The organism is Streptomyces sp. NBC_01471 (assembly GCF_041438865.1).
In the GTDB taxonomy this organism is placed as follows: domain Bacteria; phylum Actinomycetota; class Actinomycetes; order Streptomycetales; family Streptomycetaceae; genus Streptomyces.
The window spans coordinates 4,590,937-4,609,293 of the sequence record NZ_CP109450.1; the positions used below are offsets into that span (position 1 = coordinate 4,590,937).

Annotated in this window: 15 protein-coding genes; 11 read left to right on the forward strand and 4 right to left on the reverse strand. The window is 72.3% G+C overall.

Features of this window, described 5'->3' with window-relative positions; all coding sequences use genetic code 11:
- Window positions 1–255 precede the first annotated feature (255 nt).
- A complete protein-coding gene (locus tag OG285_RS20520) occupies window positions 256–3,216 on the reverse strand; it encodes a BTAD domain-containing putative transcriptional regulator (protein WP_371791805.1) in 2,961 nt (986 codons plus the stop codon).
- 246 nt (window positions 3,217–3,462) lie between these two features.
- Between OG285_RS20520 and OG285_RS20525 the strand changes: the two genes are divergently transcribed.
- From OG285_RS20525 to OG285_RS20550, 6 genes are all read left to right on the forward strand, one after another.
- Window positions 3,463–4,680, forward strand: a complete 1,218-nt coding sequence (locus tag OG285_RS20525) for an amidohydrolase family protein (protein ID WP_356828169.1) — start codon at window positions 3,463–3,465, stop codon at window positions 4,678–4,680.
- 65 nt (window positions 4,681–4,745) lie between these two features.
- Window positions 4,746–5,693 (forward strand): TIGR03619 family F420-dependent LLM class oxidoreductase, encoded by a 948-nt coding sequence (locus OG285_RS20530; protein WP_356828171.1) that lies wholly within the window; start codon window positions 4,746–4,748, stop codon window positions 5,691–5,693.
- Window positions 5,694–5,795: 102 nt separating this feature from the next.
- Entirely contained in the window at window positions 5,796–6,578 is a 783-nt protein-coding gene (locus tag OG285_RS20535) for a glucose 1-dehydrogenase (RefSeq protein WP_356828173.1), read from the forward strand.
- Window positions 6,579–6,707: 129 nt separating this feature from the next.
- Window positions 6,708–7,832, forward strand: a complete 1,125-nt coding sequence (locus OG285_RS20540) for an LLM class flavin-dependent oxidoreductase (RefSeq protein WP_356828176.1) — start codon at window positions 6,708–6,710, stop codon at window positions 7,830–7,832.
- 181 nt (window positions 7,833–8,013) lie between these two features.
- Entirely contained in the window at window positions 8,014–9,753 is a 1,740-nt protein-coding gene (locus tag OG285_RS20545; RefSeq protein ID WP_371791806.1) for an amidohydrolase family protein, read from the forward strand.
- The gene (locus OG285_RS20550; RefSeq protein WP_371791807.1) at window positions 9,750–11,237 is read left to right on the forward strand and encodes an aldehyde dehydrogenase family protein; all 1,488 of its coding nucleotides are present in this window, start codon (window positions 9,750–9,752) and stop codon (window positions 11,235–11,237) included. The genes OG285_RS20545 and OG285_RS20550 overlap by 4 nt, the downstream gene beginning before the upstream one ends.
- Window positions 11,238–11,248: 11 nt before the next feature.
- Here the strand turns inward: OG285_RS20550 and OG285_RS20555 are convergent, their stop codons facing one another.
- Together OG285_RS20555 and OG285_RS20560 are read right to left on the reverse strand one after the other, a co-directional pair.
- Window positions 11,249–11,854 carry a response regulator transcription factor gene (locus tag OG285_RS20555; RefSeq protein ID WP_356828182.1) on the reverse strand — a complete coding sequence of 202 codons (606 nt, stop codon included), beginning with the start codon at window positions 11,852–11,854 and terminating at the stop codon, window positions 11,249–11,251.
- Window positions 11,851–13,059 carry a sensor histidine kinase gene (locus tag OG285_RS20560; protein ID WP_371791808.1) on the reverse strand — a complete coding sequence of 403 codons (1,209 nt, stop codon included), beginning with the start codon at window positions 13,057–13,059 and terminating at the stop codon, window positions 11,851–11,853. The genes OG285_RS20555 and OG285_RS20560 overlap by 4 nt, the downstream gene beginning before the upstream one ends.
- Before the next feature lie 188 nt (window positions 13,060–13,247).
- On the opposite strand from OG285_RS20560, the gene OG285_RS20565 reads away from it, so the two are divergent.
- Window positions 13,248–13,718 carry a hypothetical protein gene (locus OG285_RS20565; protein WP_371791809.1) on the forward strand — a complete coding sequence of 157 codons (471 nt, stop codon included), beginning with the start codon at window positions 13,248–13,250 and terminating at the stop codon, window positions 13,716–13,718.
- A gap of 65 nt (window positions 13,719–13,783) precedes the next feature.
- Here OG285_RS20565 and OG285_RS20570 read toward each other — a convergent pair whose 3' ends face one another.
- Window positions 13,784–15,328 (reverse strand): CehA/McbA family metallohydrolase, encoded by a 1,545-nt coding sequence (locus OG285_RS20570; protein WP_371791810.1) that lies wholly within the window; start codon window positions 15,326–15,328, stop codon window positions 13,784–13,786.
- A 186-nt stretch (window positions 15,329–15,514) separates the two neighbouring features.
- Between OG285_RS20570 and OG285_RS20575 the strand changes: the two genes are divergently transcribed.
- From OG285_RS20575 to OG285_RS20590, 4 genes are all read left to right on the forward strand, one after another.
- Complete coding sequence (locus OG285_RS20575) at window positions 15,515–16,345, forward strand: LLM class F420-dependent oxidoreductase (RefSeq protein WP_371791811.1); 831 nt, start codon at window positions 15,515–15,517, stop codon at window positions 16,343–16,345.
- Window positions 16,346–16,408: 63 nt separating this feature from the next.
- Window positions 16,409–16,711, forward strand: a complete 303-nt coding sequence (locus tag OG285_RS20580; RefSeq protein WP_371791812.1) for a hypothetical protein — start codon at window positions 16,409–16,411, stop codon at window positions 16,709–16,711.
- 126 nt (window positions 16,712–16,837) lie between these two features.
- Window positions 16,838–17,053, forward strand: a complete 216-nt coding sequence (locus OG285_RS20585; RefSeq protein WP_356828194.1) for a hypothetical protein — start codon at window positions 16,838–16,840, stop codon at window positions 17,051–17,053.
- 45 nt (window positions 17,054–17,098) lie between these two features.
- Window positions 17,099–18,040: an ATP-dependent DNA ligase gene (locus OG285_RS20590; RefSeq protein WP_371791813.1), complete on the forward strand. Its 942-nt coding sequence runs from the start codon at window positions 17,099–17,101 to the stop codon at window positions 18,038–18,040.
- Window positions 18,041–18,357: the final 317 nt, after the last annotated feature.

An 18,357-nucleotide genomic window follows, 5' to 3' on the forward strand; every position in this document is an offset into this window, starting at 1 on the left:
GGCTGTTCATGAAGGTCTGTCGTGCTGAAGTCCGTCCGGCTGCTCCCCCGAGCGCGGCCGGACGGACGTTCCGCAGGCCGTTCACCATAGACCGCTCGGCAATCGCCGGACGCTCTCAATTCATCGGTGCGGGCCCCCTGACGACCGCCTGCCCCCCGACGCGACGGGTCGTCGTGGAATGAGAATGCCGGGTCGCGATAAACAAACGATGAACGCCCGCCGCGGGGCCCGGACCTGGTCGCTCGCGGCCCGGTTTCAGGCCGCTTTCAGTGGTGCCAGCAGCTCGCGCACCCCGTCCGCCTCCGGTGACTTGAGCTCCTCGTAGACGGCCAGTGCCTCCAGCCAGCAGACCCGTGCGCGGCCGGGCTGCCCTATGCCGTTGAGGGCGCGGCCCAGCAGGGTGAGGACGTTGCCGCGCCGCCACTCGCCGCCGATACCGCGCAGGACGGTCAGTGCCATCTCCGCCCGGGTCGCCGCCTGGGCGCTGTGGCCCGCCGTGATGTCGACCTCGGCCAGCCGGAAGAGCGCCATCCCCTCCCAGAGCCGCTGACGGCTGTCGCGGAACACCTCCAGGGCCTCGTTCAGCCGCTCCGCCGCGGCGGTGAGCTGTCCGTCCTGGGTCAGCGCCAGTCCCAGCGCGTAGCGGCCGTTGGCCCCCTTGAGGGCATGGCCCATGCGGTCGTACATCTCCGTGCCCTGCCGGGAGAGCGCCACCGCCTTGGTGACGTCACCGTCGACGAGGTGGAGCCGTGACAGGTTGCACAGCGCGCTCGCCTCGCCCGCCATGTCCTCGCAGTCCCGGAACCCCTCGACGGCCCGGGTGAGATGGGCCTGCGCCTTCCCGACGTCGAAGTGGCCCCGGTAGAACTCCATGATCCCGAGGAGGTTGGCCGCCCAGCACGCGGACAGCCGGTCCCCGGTCCGTACGGCGAGCCGGTCCGCCTCCTCGGCGTCCTGCCCGGCCAGGTCGAAGCGGCCCGCCACGTGGTGCACATAGGTCAGGGTGAGGGCGGCCCGCCCCTGGGCGTGCTCGTCCCGCGCGGCGCGCGCGGCGTCCCGCAGGAGCCCGGCCGCGTACGTGTACTCCTTCGAGTTCGCCCCCGACTCCGCCAGGTCCAGCGCCGCCCACAGCAGGTCGACCGCCCGCCGCAGGGTGCCGGTCCCGGCGGCCGACTGGCGGACGCAGGCCAGCAGGGACATCGCCTCCGCGTACAGCCAGTCCTGGGCGTCGTGCCGGTCCGTGAAGGTCAGGCCCTCGTACGTCGTCGGCTCCAGGTGGTCGACCAGCCGGTCGCCCGGGCGCTCGATCGCGTACACCCGGGCCGCCGTCGCCAGATAGAAGTCCAGCAGCCTGGACAGGGCCAGCTCCCTTTCCACCGGCGGCTGTTCGTCGCGCTCGGCGCAGGAACGCGCGTAGAGCCGGACCAGGTCGTGGTAGCGGTACCGGCCCGGCGCGGCCGACTCCAGGAGCGAGGTGTCGACGAGCGACTCCAGCAGGTCCTCCGCCTCCCGGGCCGGCATGTTCAGGACGGCGGCAGCCGCGGCCAGCGAGAGGTCCGGGCCCTCCGCCAGGCCCAGCAGGCGGAACGCCCGCGCCTGCTGCGGCTCCAGCTGCCCGTACCCCAGCTCGAACGTGGCCTTCACCGCCAGGTCGCCCGCCTGGAGTTCGTCCAGGCGGCGCCGCTCGTCGGCGAGCTTCGCCGCCAGCACCGAGACCGTCCAGGTGCGGCGGGCCGAAAGCCGTGAGGCCGCGATCCGGATCGCCAGCGGCAGGAAGCCGCAGGCCGCCACCACGTCCAGGGACGCCTGGCGCTCGCTGCCGACCCGCTCCTGGCCGACGATCTTCGTGAAGAGCTGGAGCGCCTCCTCGGGCGACATCACGTCCAGGTCCACCAGATGCGCTCCCGCCAGGTCGACCATCCGGGCGCGGCTGGTGACCAGGGCCGCCGATCCGGCCGTGCCGGGCAGCAGCGGGCGGATCTGCGCGGCATCCCGCGCGTTGTCCAGCAGGACCAGCACCCGGCGTCCGTCGAGCGCCGTCCGGTAGAGCGCGGCGCGCTCGTCGAGCGAGTCGGGGATGGCCGTGTCGGCCGTGCCGAGGGCGCGCAGGAACGCGCCGAGCACGGTCTCGGGCTCCGCGGCCCGCGACCCCGCGCCCTGGAGATCGACATACAGCTGCCCGTCGGGAAAGTGCGGCCGGGCCGCGTGCGCCACGTGTACGGCGAGCGTCGTCTTGCCCACCCCGCCGATACCGGCCAGCGCCGAGACGGCCATCACCGACCCCTCGGCGGTGACCAGCCGGTCGCCCAGCTCCCGTACGAAGGCGGCCCGCCCGGTGAAGTCCGGCACGGTGGCGGGCAGTTGCGCCGGGCGGGCGGCGCTGGGTGCGGGCGGCGCCGACTCCTCGGCCGGCCGGGCCAGTTCCGCGTCCGCCTGGAGGATCCGCTGCTGGAGCCTGGCCAGTTCGGGCCGGGGGTCCACCCCCAGCTCGTCGGCGAGCAGCTTGCGCGTGTCGGCGTACACGGCCAGCGCCTCCGCCTGCCGCCCGCTGCGGTACAGCGCCAGCATCAGCAGCTCGCGCAGCCGCTCCCGCAGCGGATGGGCGGCGGTCAGCGAGGTCAGCTCGGAGACCGCCTCGGCGTGGCAGCCGACCTCCAGGTCCATGTCGAGCCGCGACTCGGTCAGCTGGAGCCGCCACTCCTCCAGGGCGGCCCGCTGGGTCTCGGCGTACGGGCCCGGCACGTTCGCCAGGGGCTCGCCGTCCCACAGCTCCAGCGCCTCGTCGATCAGGGCGCGCGCCCTGGCGCGGTCGCCCGTACCGGCGGCCTTCTCGGCGTTCGCGGCCAGCTGCTGCGCGCGGTGGAGGTCGACGGACTCGGCCCGTATCCGGATCGCGTAACCGCCCGACTCGCTGACCAGGACCCCGGGGTCCAGGACCTTGCGCAGTCTGGAGGCGTAGGTGCGTACCGCGGCCAGTGCCTGGGAGGGCGGGTCCTCGCCCCAGATCGCGTCGATCAGCTCGCCCGCGGTGGCCGTGCGGCCGTCGCGGGTCAGCAGCGCGGCCAGCAGTGCGCGCTGCTGCGGCGATCCGGGCGGCAGCGCCTCTCCGCCACGCCAGGCGCGTACGGGTCCGAGCACGCTGAACGTGAGCCTGCTGTCCCCGCTCTGCTGCGGAGTCCGCTGCCCCGGTACGCGCGGCCCGCTGTCACGGTCCATAGCTGCCCCTGCCTCCTGCCCGTGCCTGCTGCCGTGTCTGCCGCTTCAGGGGTGGTGCCCGGTCGACGCCCCTCCGCGCGTATCGCACAGGCCAGTTTGCCTTGTTCATGGCGAGTACGTCAGCTCTGGGGGTACCTCTCCACAAGCTCTCCGCCAACCGGCGCGCCGGACCGGCGGCGCATCTTTCCCCGGGCAGAGCCGCACTGATAGCTGACGGTTCGTCAGATCAGCGCTACGGTGGAGAACATGGAGACTTTCCCGAAGATCATCTCGGTGGACGACCACACCGTGGAACCTCCCCATGTCTGGCAGGACCGGCTCCCGTCCAAATACCGGGACATCGGTCCGCGCATCGTCCGTGCGCCCCTCAAGTCCATGTCCTTCCTGGGCGGGAAGTTCGCCCCGGTGATGGGCGCCAAGGGCGACGACGGGCCGATCGGCGACTGGTGGATCTACGAGGACCTGCACCGGCCGCTGACCCGCCTGGACACGGCGGTCGGCTACGACAGGGACGACATCAAACTCGAAGTCATCACCTACGAACAGATGCGGCCCGGCTCCTTCTCGGTGCCCGACCGCCTCGCCGACATGGACGTCAACCACGTCCAGTCCGCGCTCTGCTTCCCGACCTTCCCGCGGTTCTGCGGCCAGACCTTCACGGAGGCGTCCGACCGCGAACTCGGGCTGCTCGGCGTCCGCGCGTACAACGACTGGATGGTGGAGGAATGGTGCGGGCCCGAGGCGCACGGCCGCCTCATCCCACTGCCCATCGTCCCGCTGTGGGACGCGCGGCTCGCGGCGGAGGAGGTCAGGCGCAACGCCGCACGCGGGGTGCGCGCGGTCGCGTTCTCCGAGATACCCCCGCACCTGGGGCTGCCGTCCATCCACTCCGACGAGTGGGACCCGTTCCTCGCCGCGTGCGACGAGACCGGCACGGTGATCGGGATGCACATCGGCTCGTCCTCGAAGATGCCGTCCACCTCGGCCGACGCACCCCCGGCGGTCGGGTCCACGATCACCTTCGCCAACTGCTGCTACTCGATGGTCGACTGGCTGATGAGCGGCAAGTTCGAGCGCTTCCCGAACCTGAAGATCATGTACGCGGAGGGCCAGATCGGCTGGATCCCGTACATCCTGGAACGCGCCGACGTGGTCTGGGAGGAGAACCGCGGCTGGGGCGGGGTGGCGGAGAAGGTCCACCGGCCGCCGTCCGAGCTGTTCGCGGAGCATGTGTACGGCTGCTTCTTCGACGACGCCTTCGGACTGAAGAACCTCGACTCGATCGGGGTGGGGAACGTGCTGTACGAGACGGACTACCCGCACTCGGACTCCACCTGGCCCAAGTCCCGCGAGGTCGGTGAGACACAGATGGGGCACCTCGCCCCGGACGTGGTCGACCGCATCGTGCGCGGCAACGCGATCGAGCTGCTCGGCCTGACCGAGGACGGCCTCTGGGCGGGGTGACCCGGCCCGCCAGGCGAGCACCGCAGACACCCACACGCGAACTCACACCCGGGGGGTACGTACCCATGGCACGGGTCTTTCCCGAAGGGCGGCTCGTCTACGGGATGCAGCTGCCCATCCAGTCCCAGAGCACCATCTACGCGGAGGCGTGGGAGGCCGCCGCCACCCCGCACGACCTGGCGGAGATCGCCCGCACCGCCGACCGCACCGGCTTCGCGTACATCGCGGGCTGCGACCACGTGGCCATCCCGCGGCGGCTCGCCGAGGCCATGGGCACGGTCTGGTACGACCCGGTCGCCACCCTCGGCTTCCTGGCCGGGATCACCCAGCGGGTACGGCTGATGAGCCACGTCGCGGTCCTCGGGCTGCGGCATCCGCTGCTCACCGCCAAGCAGTACGCGACCCTGGACCACCTCAGCGGCGGCCGGCTGATCCTCGGGGTCGGGGCGGGGCATGTGCCGGAGGAGTTCGAGGCAGTCGGGGCCGACTTCCCGGGGCGCGGGACCGTACTGAACGAGTCCATCGACGCGCTCCGGGCCGCGCTCGGCCCCGACGAGTACCCCGAACACCACGGCACGCTCTACGACTTCGGCGGACTCGCCCAGCTGCCCAGACCGGCCCAGAGCCGGGTGCCCCTCTGGGTCGGCGGGTCGTCGCCCGCAGCCGTGCGCCGGGCCGCCGAACGGGCCGACGGGTGGCTGCCGCAGGGTGACCCGCGCGACCGGCTGCCCGGACAGATCGCCCGGCTGCGCACGCTCAGAGAGGCGGCCGGGGTGACGGATCCGATCGAGATCGGTGCGATCACCGAGCCGCTGTACGTGGGGGAGCCCGGCCGGCCCGTCGGCCGCCGGACCCTCACCGGCAAGCCCGGGGCCATCGCCGAGTCGCTGCGGGAGTACGCGGCGATGGGTGTCGACCAGATCCAGGTGCGGTTCCGCAGCCGGAGCCGTACCGAACTCACCGACCAGATGGCGGCCTTCGCCGCCGACGTCGCCCCGCACCTCAACCAGTAGACGTCACCTCGGCCAGTAGGACCTCGCTCCGCACCTCACATCAGCAGGACTCTGTTCCGCACCTCAATCAGGCTCCGCACCTCAATCAACAGGGAGAGCGGTATGGGCAAGCTCGACGGGCGGGTCGTCGTCATCACCGGCGCGGCGCGCGGACAGGGCGAACAGGAGGCGCGGCTCTTCGTCGCCGAGGGGGCGAAGGTCCTGCTCGGGGACGTGCTGGACGAGCAGGGCGCGGCGCTCGCCAAGGAACTGGGGGAGTCCGCCGCGTATGTCCGTCTGGACGTGACCCGGGAGGCGGACTGGAGCGCCGCCGCCGCGGTGGCCAAGGAGACCTTCGGGAAGATCGACGGACTGGTCAACAACGCCGGCATCCTGCGCTTCAACGAGCTGGTGACGACCCCGCTGGACGAGTTCCAGCAGGTCGTGCAGGTCAACCAGGTCGGTGCCTTCCTCGGCATCCGGACCATCGCCCCGGAGATCGAGGCGGCGGGCGGCGGGACCATCGTCAACACCGCCTCGTACACCGCGCTCACCGGGATGGCGTTCGTCGGCTCGTACGCGGCGACCAAGGCCGCGATCGTCGGGCTGACCCGGGTCGCCGCGATGGAACTGGCGGCGAAGGGCATCCGGGTCAACGCGATGTGCCCGGGCGCCATCGACACCCCCATGAGCAACCCCGCCCAGCTCGACCCGGACGCGGACCCGGCCGAGTCGTCGGCGGCGCTGGACGAGCTCTACCGGAAACTGGTGCCGCTGGGGCGGGTGGGCAGGCCCGAGGAGGTCGCCAGGCTGGCGCTCTTCCTCTCGGGCGAGGACTCCTCGTACATCACCGGGCAGCCCTTCGTCATCGACGGCGGCTGGCTGGCCGGGGTCAGCATCTTCTGACCCGCGGAGCCACAGAGCTGACTGCCCGTCAGCTATTGACGCTCCCCGCGTGCGGTGCCACAGTCGACTTCACCGCAATCTGACGGTGTGTCAGAAAAGCGGTCAGAGACCTAGGGACGGTGAACCCCTTTGGAATTCGGGCTCTTTGTACAGGGATACGTACCGAAGCAGCGCCTCCAGGCCGATCCCGAGGCCGAGCACAAGGCGCTGATGGAGGAGACCGAGTACGTCATCCAGGCGGACAAGTCCAACTTCAAGTACGCCTGGGCCTCCGAGCACCACTTCCTGGAGGAGTACTCGCACCTCTCCGCCAACGACGTGTTCCTCGGGTACCTCGCGCACGCGACGGACCGCATCCACCTCGGGTCCGGCATCTTCAACCCGCTGGCGCCGGTCAACCACCCCGTCAAGGTCGCCGAGAAGGTGGCCATGATGGACCACCTCTCGGAGGGCCGCTTCGAGTTCGGCTCGGGGCGCGGTGCGGGCAGTCACGAGATCCTCGGGTTCATGCCGGGCATCACGGACATGAACCACACCAAGGAGATCTGGGAAGAGACGATCGGCGAGTTTCCCAAGATGTGGCTCCAGGACGAGTACGTCGGCTTCCAGGGCAAGCACTGGTCGCTGCCGCCGCGCAAGATCCTGCCCAAGCCGTACGGGAAGGCGCACCCGGCCATGTGGTACGCCGCCGGGTCACCCGCCTCGTACGCGATGGCCGGCAAGAAGGGCCTCGGGGTGCTGGGGTTCAGCGTCCAGAAGGTCTCGGACATGGAGTGGGTCGTCGAGTCGTACAAGAACGCGGTGAAGGAGGCCGAGCCGATCGGCGCCTTCGTCAACGACAACGTCATGGTGACCTCGACCGCGATCTGCGCCGAGACCCACGACAAGGCGGTCGAGATCGCCGTCAGCGGCGGGCTGAACTACCTGCAGTCGCTGCTGTTCCGCTATCACGACACGTTCCCGCGGCCCGACGGCATCCCGGAGTGGCCCGAGCTGCTGCCCGAGTACAGCACGGAGATCATCGAGCTGCTCATCGCGGAGGAGCTGATGATCTGCGGTGACCCCGGCGAGGTGCTCCAGCAGTGCAAGCGGTGGGAGCAGGCGGGGGCGGACCAGCTGTCGTTCGGGCTGCCGATCGGGATCTCGTCCGAGGACACGCTCAACACCATCAAGCTCATCGGTGAGCACGTCATCCCGCAGATCGACACGGACCCGGTCCACCGGACGACCCGCTTCCGGCAGACCGGGGCGTAAGGGGTCCTCCACCTCGGGGCGGACGGCGGCTCCATCCCGGACGGCTGCCGTCCGGTTCCGGCCGGCGCGTACGGGGAGCGGCCTTCCCGTACCCGCCGGCCGGAGCCATGCGCCCGGCCGGGCCCGCGGCGTCTCCAGCCCGCCCCCTCGCCCGAACACTGAAGAGAAGGGACCAGACCACATGCTCGACCACCTCATCCGCGGAGCGACCGTCGTGGACGGCACCGGTGCCCCCTCGTACGTCGCGGACCTCGGCATCCGGGACGGCCGCATAGCCGTCATCGCGAAGCCCGGCACCGTCACCGAGCCCGCCGCGAGCACCGAGGACGCCACCGGACTCGTGCTCGCCCCCGGCTTCGTCGACCCGCACACCCACTACGACGCACAGCTCTTCTGGGACCCGTACGCCACCCCGTCCATGAACCACGGCGTGACCACCGTCGCGGGCGGCAACTGCGGCTTCACCCTCGCCCCGCTCAACCCGGACCGCCCCGCCGACGCCGACTACACGCGCCGCATGATGTCCAAGGTCGAGGGCATGTCGCTGGTCGCGCTCGAAGAGGGCGCCCCCTGGAACTGGTCGACCTTCGCGGAGTACCTGGACGCCCTGGACGGCCGTACCGCCGTCAACGCGGGGTTCATGGTGGGCCACTGCGCCCTGCGCCGCCACGTGATGGGGGCCGACGCCATCGGCGGGCAGCCCACCGGGGAACAGCTCGCCGAGATGCTGCGGCTCTTCCACGAGGCGATGGACGCGGGTGCCTGGGGGTTCTCCACCACCCAGTCGTCCACCCACTCCGACGGTGACGGCGAGCCCGTCGCGTCCCGGCACGCGGGCCCCGCCGAACTGCTCGCCCTGTCCAAGGCGGTCGGCGAGCACGAGGGCACCCAGATCGAAGCCATCGTCGCGGGCTGCCTCGACCAGTTCAGCGACGAGGAGGTCGACCTCTTCGTCGGGATGAGCGCGGCAGCGGGCCGCCCGCTCAACTGGAACGTCCTGACCATCGACGCCGCCGTGCCCGAACGCGTACCGCGCCAGATCAGCGCCAGCGACCGCGCGCGCGAGGAGGGCGGCCGGATCGTCGCCCTCACGATGCCCATCCTGACCCCGATGAACATGTCGCTCGGCACGTTCTGCGCGCTGAACCTGATCCCCGGCTGGGGCGACGTCCTGGGGCTTCCGGTGCCCGAGCGGATCACGGAGCTGCGCGACCCCGGCGTACGGGCGGAGATGCTGCGGCGCGCCAACAGCAAGGAGGCGGGCGTCTTCCGGCGGCTCGTCAACTTCGGGCGGTACGTCATCGGCGACACCTACTCCGAGGCCAACGAAGGGCTCAGCGGCCGGGTGGTGAAGGACATCGCGGCCGAGCGCGGTCAGGAGCCGTTCCACTGCCTGGTGGAGATCTGCGCCAACGACGACCTGCGCACCGTGCTCTGGCCGATGCCCACCGACAACGACCCGGACTCCTGGGAGCTGCGGCGCAAGACCTGGGAGCACGAGGACGTGATGCTGGGCGGCTCCGACGCGGGCGCGCACCTGGACCGGATGTGCGGTGCCCCGTACACGACGCGCTTCATCGGGGACTGCCTGCGCGGCCGCAAGCTGGTCGGCCTCGAAGCGGCGGTGAAGATGCTGACGGACGACCCGGCCCAGCTCTTCGGGCTGCGTGAGCGCGGCCGGATCGAGGAGGGCTTCCACGCCGATCTGGTGCTGTTCGACCCGGAGCGGATCGCGGCGGGCCCGGCGACGCTCGTGCACGACCTGCCGGGCGACAGCCCCCGGCTCGACTCCCGGGCGATCGGCATCGTGTCGGTACGGGTCAATGGCGTCGAGACCATCAGGGACGACGAGATCACCGGCGCCGTGCCGGGCACGGTACTGCGGTCGGGCCGCGACACCAGGACGGTGGCGACCCGTTGAGCGAGGGCCAGGAACAGCGGGTGAACGCGGTCCGGGACCAGGGGCTGTTCATCGACGGCGAGTGGGTCGCGCCGGACGGCGGGCACTACGACGTGATCAACCCGGCCACCGAGGAGAGCGTCGGTCCCGCGCCCGAAGCGAGCCGCGAGCAGGTGTACGCGGCGGCTGCCGCCGCTCGTGCCGCCTTCGCGGGCTGGTCACGGACGGCGCCGGAGGAGCGCTCCGCGATCCTCGGCCGGGCCGCCGACATCATGCAGCGGGAGTTCCTGCCGTACGCGGCGCTCGCCCGGGCGGAGAGCGGCGCCACCACGGCGACGGCACGCGGTATGCAGGTCGGCGTGGGGGTGGCACGCTTCCGGCGCTATGCGAAGGGCGCGCTCGAACCGGTCGAGCAGGGGCTGCCGCCGCAGATCAACGAGGCGGGCCCGATGGGCCGGGCAGGCGTCTTCGGGGCGCTCGCCGCCCGCCGGCCGGTGGGTGTCGTCACCTGCATCACCTCGTACAACAACCCCTGGGCCAATCCCGCGGGCAAGGTCGCGCCCGCGCTCGCCATGGGCAACACGGTGGTCGTCAAGCCCGCGCCGCAGGACCCCCTCTCGGTCTTCCGGATGGCGGAGGCGCTGGCCGAGGCGGGGGTGCCGCGCGGGGTGGTGAACGTGGTGAGCGGGACGGGTACGGAGGTGGGCGAGGCGGCCGTCGACTCACCGGACGTCGACATGGTCAGCTTCACCGGCTCCACGGAGGTCGGCAGGCGCATTGCCGAGGTCTGCGGCCGTGGCATGAAGCGGCAGCTGATGGAGCTGGGCGGCAAGGGCGCGGCGCTGGTCTTCGACGACGCGGACTTGGCATCGGCGGTGTCCGGGATCGGCACGACCTTCTCCTTCTACAGCGGTCAGATCTGCACGGCGCCCACCCGGGTCCTGGCCCAGCGCGGCATCCACGACCAGCTGGTGGAGCAACTTGCCGCGTACATGGGCCACTTGAAGGTCGGTGACCCGGGCGAGCGGGGCACCGTGGTCGGGCCGGTCATCTCGGCGGCCCACCGGGACCGGATCGAGTCGTACGTCGACCTCGGCCGGAAGGAGGGCGCGACGGTCGTCGCGGGCGGTGAACGGCCCTCGTTCGAGAAGGGCTTCTACACCGCGCCCACCCTGCTGGCCGACTGCACCAACGACATGCGGGTCGTCCGCGAGGAGATCTTCGGCCCGGTCGTCGTGGTCGTCCCCTTCGACGACGAGGAGGAGGGCATCGCCCTGGCCAACGACAGCGACTACGGCCTGCTCGACTACGTCTGGTCCGGTGACGTGGCCCGCGCCTTCCGGGTGGCTGCCCGGCTGCGGGCCGGAGGGGTCGGGGTGAACACCGTCGGGCGGAACATGGAGGCCCCGTTCGGCGGGTTCAAACAGAGCGGCGTGGGCCGGGACGTCGGCTCGTACGCCCTGCACGCCTACAGCGAGACGCAGTCGATCGTCTGGCCGGGGTGAGCGGCTCCGGGTCACAGCCAGCCGTTGCCCTCCGCGAGCCGGACCGCCTCGGCGCGGGTGCGTGCCCGGGTCTTTCCGATGGCCGATGACAGGTGGTTGCGCACGGTGCCCTTGGACAGGTGCAGGGACCGGGCGATGTCGGTGACCGTGCCGCCGTCGGCCGCGGCGCGGAGCACGTCGCTCTCCCGGTCGGTGAGGGGGCTGACACCGCTGGCGAGGGATTCGGCCGCGAGAGCGGGGTCGACCACGCGCAGCCCGGCGTGCACGCGGCGGATCGCCTCGACGAGCTGTTCGGGCGGGGAGTCCTTGACGACGAAACCGGCCGCGCCCGCCGACATCGCCCGCGCGAGGTAGCCGGGCCGGCCGAAGGTGGTGCAGATGACCACGCGGCAGGCAGGCAGTACGCGGTGGAGTTCGGCGGCGACCGTGAGCCCGTCCGGGCCGGGCATCTGCACGTCCAGGAGCGCGATGTCCGGGGTGGTGCGCGCCGCGGCTTCGAGTGCCTCGGCGCCCGAGGCGGCCTCGGCGACCACGTCGATGTCGGCTTCGAGCCGCAGCATCGAGGCCAGCGCCCCGCGCACGAGCGCCTGGTCGTCGGCGAGCAGGACACGGATCATGCCGGTTCCTCCCCGGCGGAGGGCGCCGGCGCGGTCGCGGGCCGCGCTGCCGGTGCCGGACCGCGCGCGAGCACGCGGAAACCACCGCCGGGGCGTTCGCCGTGCGTCAGCGTGCCCGAGACCGCGGCCAGCCGCTCGGTGAGGCCGGTCAGTCCGTGTCCGGCCACCGTCCCGGACGGGCCCGTGCCGTCGTCGGTGATCTCCACCCAGTCGCGGCCCAGCCGGATGCCGCACTGTTCGGCGGCGGAGTGGCGCAGCACATTGGTCACCGCCTCCCGCACCACGTAGCCGAAGACCGCCTGCAACTCGGGCGTCACGTTGTCGGCAGCGGTCGGCAGCTCGGCCCTTACGCCCGCGGCGCGGAGTGCCACGCGTGCGCCGGCGATCTCGGCGGCCAGCGACACCGTCCGGTAGTCGGAGACCGTGGCCCGTACATCGGAGAGGGCCTGCCGCGACAGGCTTTCGAGTTCGCGGATCTCGGCGACGGCCCGGTCGACGTCGCCGGAGTGCTCCAGGACGCGCCGGGCCAGTCCCAGCTTGACGGTCATCGTCGAGAGGCTGTGCCCGAGGACGTCGTGCAGGTCCCGGGCGACCCGCTCCCGCTCCCGGGCCACGGCCAGACTCCTGACCTGCTCGCGGGCGGCCCTCAGGTGGCCGATCGTGAAGGTCAGCGCGAAGACGGTGCCGAGGACGGCGGTGACGCCGACGAGCAGCGCCACCTCCCCCCAGTGCACGCGCCCGTCGCCCAGCCGCATCCAGACGACCTGGAGGAGGGCCACGGCGAAGCCGAGCAGCCAGGAGCAGCGCAACGGCAGCAGCATCAGCCCGATCACGACGGCGTACGTCATGTCGGTCAGGTAATCGGGCGTGCCCAGCAGCAGCGCCGGGGCGGCCCCGAGCGCGAACATCACGGCGACGGCTACGCCGCGCGAGAGCCGGGACGCCACAGGACCGCGCCACAGGGCGGCCGAGTAGCCCACGCCGTAGCAGGCGAGGGCGGCGAGGGCGGCACCGATGAGCCAGGTGTTCCTGCCGCTGTCCGCGATCTCGGTGGCCCGGGGGATCAGGAGGAGCAGGGAGACGCTGTTGGCGACGACGATGATCTTCCGGCTCCGGCCGCCGTCCTCCCCGGTCGCCCAGAAGCTCCAGTCCGGCCACTGCCGTGCGGAGAACCTGTCGGGCCGGCGCTTGCTCACGCCGGCCATGTTAGGTCCCGGCGCTGTCGGCAGGGCACCCGAGCTGCCTCGCCCGGGGCGTATGACGGGTGCGGTCCGGCGGTCTTCACACCCCTGAGTGTCCGGTCCGCGCGGAGTGGCGGCCTCGCTCGTATGTCACCGCCCGCCCATGACATCTGGCAGGGGTGCGTGCGGCGCCCAGGTGGTGTGCTGGAGCCATGTTGCACGCGAAGAGGACAAGCCTGTGGCCCCGCCGGTACGAGATCAGCGAGGGAGGCCGGACGCTGACGGTGTTCACGGCCGGGAAGTGGCGGTCCGGGGAGTTCGAGCTCGGCGGGACCGGCTACCGCGTCCGGTCGCACCGGCTCGCCGGGACCTACGAGTTGCTCACCGCGGACGGTTCGGTCGTGGCGACCACGGACCGGCAGGGCCCGCGCCGCTGGAGCGTGCACGCCTCCGGGCAGGTGTTCCGCTTCGAGTCGGACTCGATCGGCATCCGGAACCAGTCGCTGATCGGACCGGACGGCGAGCCCGCCGGTTCGATCACCAGGACCGGCCGGGCCGGGTTCGGTGCCTCCGCCGACCTGCCCGGCCTGGACGCCGAGATACAGGTCTTCGCGGTCGTCGTGATGCTGCTGCGCTGGCGGCGCAGGCGCGTCGTGGCCGCGAGCGCGGCGGCGAGCGGCTGAGCGCGCCGCCCCGACCGGCTTCCCGGTCACGGGCCGGCTCCCCGCACGACCCGCTCCGCCCGTCGTCACCTCCCCAGGAACACCGGATTCGTCAGCGCCGCCAGCGCCCCCGGCAGCCCGGCCGCCGCCGGGGCGTGCCGGACCTCCGCGCGGACGTAGCTCGCGTACGCGGGGGTCGTGTGCCACTCCACCGTGCCCGCACCGGACTTCGGCAGCGGCGTCGTGTACAGCGTGCCCTGGTCCGTGACGAAGTTCGCCGTGCAGCCGGGGGCGCCGGTGACATCGAGCCGGACCGTCACCGGGGCGTCCGCGGCCACCCGGAGGCGGTCGCCGATGCCCGCGTGGGCGGCGCGGCCGCCCGTGGCGCCGAAGGTGAGGGAGATCGCCGAGGACTCCGTGATGTACGAGTGGCCCGCGCGGATGCCCGCCAGGACGGCGTCCCTGCTGAGGTCGTCGGCCAGCACGACCGTCTGCGGGGTGCCGATCCGGTCGGGATCCTTGTGGGCGTCGCTGTTACCCATCGCCGGGGTCCAGTTCGCGCCGCTGACCAGGGTGTTGTCCCAGTCCGCGACGGACACCTCGTCGTCCAGGGTGTACGGCCCGTTCCACACCTCCACCGCGTCCGCCTCGCCGAAGCCGAACTTCCAGTTGCAGCCGATGCAGGTCGCGTGCGGGTGGGCCGGGACGACCAGGCCGCCCGCACGGCGGATCTCGCGGGCGTAGTGGCCGAAGCGGTTGTCCCGGGCGCGGTAGCGCCAGTCGACCCAGGTGCCGTGGTCGGTGGAGATGCCCAGCACATGGCCGTTGCGCGTGGTGATCTCCTCGCCGGTGAGGATGAGGAGGTCGTCACCCCACAGCCCGTCCCACGCGCGGTGCCCTGAACTCGTGTTGTGCTCACTGGTGTTGATGAAGTCGAGCCCCGCCGACCGGGCCAGCGCGGCGATCTCGGCCGGGGTGCGCCCGCCGTCCGAGTGCACGGAGTGGATGTGGCAGTCCCCCCGGTACCAGGCGCGCCCGCGCCCCTTCGCGCGGACCGGCGGATACACCGGCTTCGGCGTCGCGGGGGTCGGGCCGAAGCGCAGGGTGACGGTGACCGTGTACGGAAGGCCTTCGGGGGCCGTGGTGTACGGGCCGAGCGCGATGTTCCACCGGCCCGCGCGGACCGGGCCCGGCAGATAGCCGGGGGTCGCCTCGTCGCCGCGGATGAAGAACTCGCTGCGCGCGCCGCCCGACCAGCCGCGGAAGCCCGCCCCGCCGAGGCCGGTACCGCGCTCGTCGAAGATGCCGATGTCCAGGGCGTTGCCCTGGGTGCCCGCGGGCACGGCCGGCTTCTCGTACGTGTAGGAGACCGCCAGCTCGCGTACCCCCTCGGGAACGTCCACCGGCAGGTAGACGTAGTCCGGCGAACCGGGCGGCAGCGTGCCGCGCACGGTCCGCGTCCGGTCCGGGGTGCTGTCGTGCGGTGCACCGCCGCCGTGACCACCGCCGCCGTCCGCCGCGTTCGCGAAGCTCACGCTTCCCAACGTAAGCGCGGCGGCGGCACCCGTCACCAGCAGGCCGCGCCTGCCCAGCTCGCCGTGGGTCGGGTCGGTCGGGTCTCCAGGGTTCATGCCAACGGCTCCAGGGGTCTGCGGGGACACGAGGGGTGCAGCTGAACCCTGGTATTCAGCCGTGAACCGGGCGAGAAGGGAAGGGGGCGGGACGGAGACCGTGACACGGCGCTCGGATTTTCGCCCTGTACGTCATAACCTCTGCGGCCACGGGCACGGATCACGAGGCGAACGAGGGCGGATGTCATGCGGCTGAGCACCACGATCTTTCTGACCGACCGGACCGTCACCCCGGTGCGGCTGGCACGGGAGCTGGAACAGCGCGGGTTCGCCGGGCTGTATCTGCCCGAGCACACGCACATCCCGGTCGAGCGGACCACTCCGTACCCGATGGGGGGCGAACTGCCCGCCGAGTACGGCAGGACGCTGGACCCGTTCGTCGCGCTGGGGCAGGCCGCCGCGGTGACGGACAGCCTGACCCTCGGCACGGGCATCACGCTCATCGCCCAGCACGACCCGATCGACCTGGCCAAGCAGATCGCGACCCTCGACCACCTCTCGGGCAGCCGCTTCACGCTCGGTCTCGGCTTCGGCTGGAACAAGGAGGAGGCCGCCGACCACGGCGTGGAGTGGACGCGCCGCCGCGCGCTGGGCCGGGACCGGATGGCACTGATGCGCGCCCTGTGGGCAGCGGAACCGACCGCGTACGAGGGGGAGTTCGGCTCCGTACGGGCGAGTGAGGCCCATCCGAAACCGCGCGGCGGCAGCGTGCGGACCCTGATCGGCGGGGCTGCCGGGCCGAAGCTCTTCGACCACATCGCGGAGTACGCGGACGGCTGGCTGCCGATCGGGGGCGGCGGGCTCGGGGAGTCGCTGCCGGTACTGCGCCGGGTCTGGCAGGACGCGGGCCGCGACCCGGAGGAGCTCCAGGTGGTCCCGTACGCCGTACTGCCGAGCCAGGGGAAGCTGGGGCACTACGCGGAGCTGGGCATTGATGAGGTGGTGCTCCAGCTGCCGTCCGCGGACGAGGGGACGGTCCTCAGGGTGCTCGACGAGTACGCGCCGTACCTGGCCTGAGTGATGTGTGGGGGCGGGGCGCGTGCTCAGCGACGCGGCAGGACGGGACGTACGGTCTCCGACGTGCGGCGACCGGCGACCGGGCGGAAGCTGGTGCGTGTGCTCCAGGAACCGAAGTACAGCGGCCGGGCGGTGCTGGTCATCGACAGCCACGTCCTGCCGGTGGCGGCCACGCTCGCCTTCTCCGCGCACGGCTGCTCGGGCGTCCTGCGCACCCAGATCGTCTCGGACGCCGACCTGGAGTTCCCGGCGGATCCTGTGCCGCTCACGCTCCTCCAGGAGCCGAAGGGCGAGGTCTGGGGCACCGTCTCGGTCTGCCGCCGGACGCCCGAGGGCGCTGTGTCGATGAAGTTCACCGGCGTCTGATCCGGCTCCACGTCGCCGCCGCCCCCGTCCCGCGTGGGCGGTGGCGGCCGGGCGAACGGGGCCGGGCCGTTCCGGGCACCCGTCTCCCGGGGTGCCGGAACGGCGGAGCGGGAGCACGCTGGAACCATGAAGATGCCGGTCATCATCCACCCGCCGGACCCGTCCGGCGGCCGGCGCGTGCGCGCCGGTACGGACACCCTCGGCGTCGCCCACAGTCGCCGGGATGTCGTCGAGCTGCTGCGCGGGGCCGGTCTTGAGGGCATCGACGAGAAAGAGCTCTCGACCACGTCGCTCATCGAATGGCACGGTGGCGGCCCCGACGTGTGGCCGACGCCCGGGTGACCCGCGATCCGGCCGGCAGGAGCCGCACCCCGGGGAGCAGCAGCCGTGGCTGATCACCCGGGCCGGTACGCCCCGATGCTGGCGAGCGAGGTCCCGGCCCCGGCAGACCTCACGGGCTGGGCGGCGGAGGTCAAGTGGGACGGAATGCGCCTCGTCACGTCCGTCGACGCGGGTGGTGCGGTGGCGGTGCACGGCCGCTCAGGCGTGGACGCCACCGTCCGGTACCCGGAGCTCGCCTCGCTGGCCGGGCTGGTGGCCGACGCACCCCTTGTCCTCGACGGGGAAGTCGTCGCCCTGGACGCGGCGGGCCTGCCGTCCTTCAGCCGGCTCCAGCAGCGGATGATGCTCGCAGGACCGGCACGGATCAGGACCGCACGCGTACGGACCCCCGTCACCCTCATGCTCTTCGACATCCTGGTGCACCGGGGCACGACGGTGACCGGCCGCCCGTACCGGGAGCGGCGCCGCCTGCTGGAGCGGCTCGACCTCCCGGGCGACGGCACGGTCGCCGTACCGCCCGTGTGGACGGACGACCCGGCGGCGGGAATCCGGTGGACCCGTGACCGGCGGCTGGAGGGCGTCATCCTCAAGCGCCTGACATCCCGCTACCAGCCCGGCCGCCGGTCCCCGGACTGGATCAAGGTGAAGTACCGCCCCTCGGCGGACATCGTGATCGCCGGCTGGCTGGCCGACACCCACGGCGAGCCCCGCTCCCTGCTCGTCGGCCTGCCAGGACCCGACGGACTGCGCTACGGCGGCGCGGTCGGCTCCGGCCTGTCCGCCGGACAACGACGCCTTCTGCTCCCGCTCCTCACGGCAGCCGCCGCCGGCACCCCGCCCTTCGAGATCCCCGCCCCCGGGCCACCGGCCGGAGTCCACTGGGTCCTGCCTCTCCTGGAGGGCGAGGTCCACTACGCGGAGCTGACCCGCGACGGGATTCTCCGGCAGCCTTCGTGGAAGGGGCTGCGGGGGATCGCCGGGGAATGAGGCGGCCTCACCCTGAGGTTTCCCGCGCCTGCTCCCAGGGCCACTTCGCGCCGCGGCCCGACTCGATGAGCGGGATCGTGCGGAACGCCTGGTCGGAGAGGCCGCCGGCGTCAGCTGCCGGGAACGGGCGGCCTGCCCGGGACGGGCGAGCTTCGCGGCGACCTGTTCGGCAGCGGTCGATCACGTGAATTACGCGACGCCGCCGGGGAGTTGCTCACCCGCCGTACCCGCCTCCGTCGCGGGCCGGGTGCGAGGCACGGGTGCGGGGGCCCGTCACGGGGCCCGTCACGTCTGCCGGGGCCGCCGCGTGTCACCGG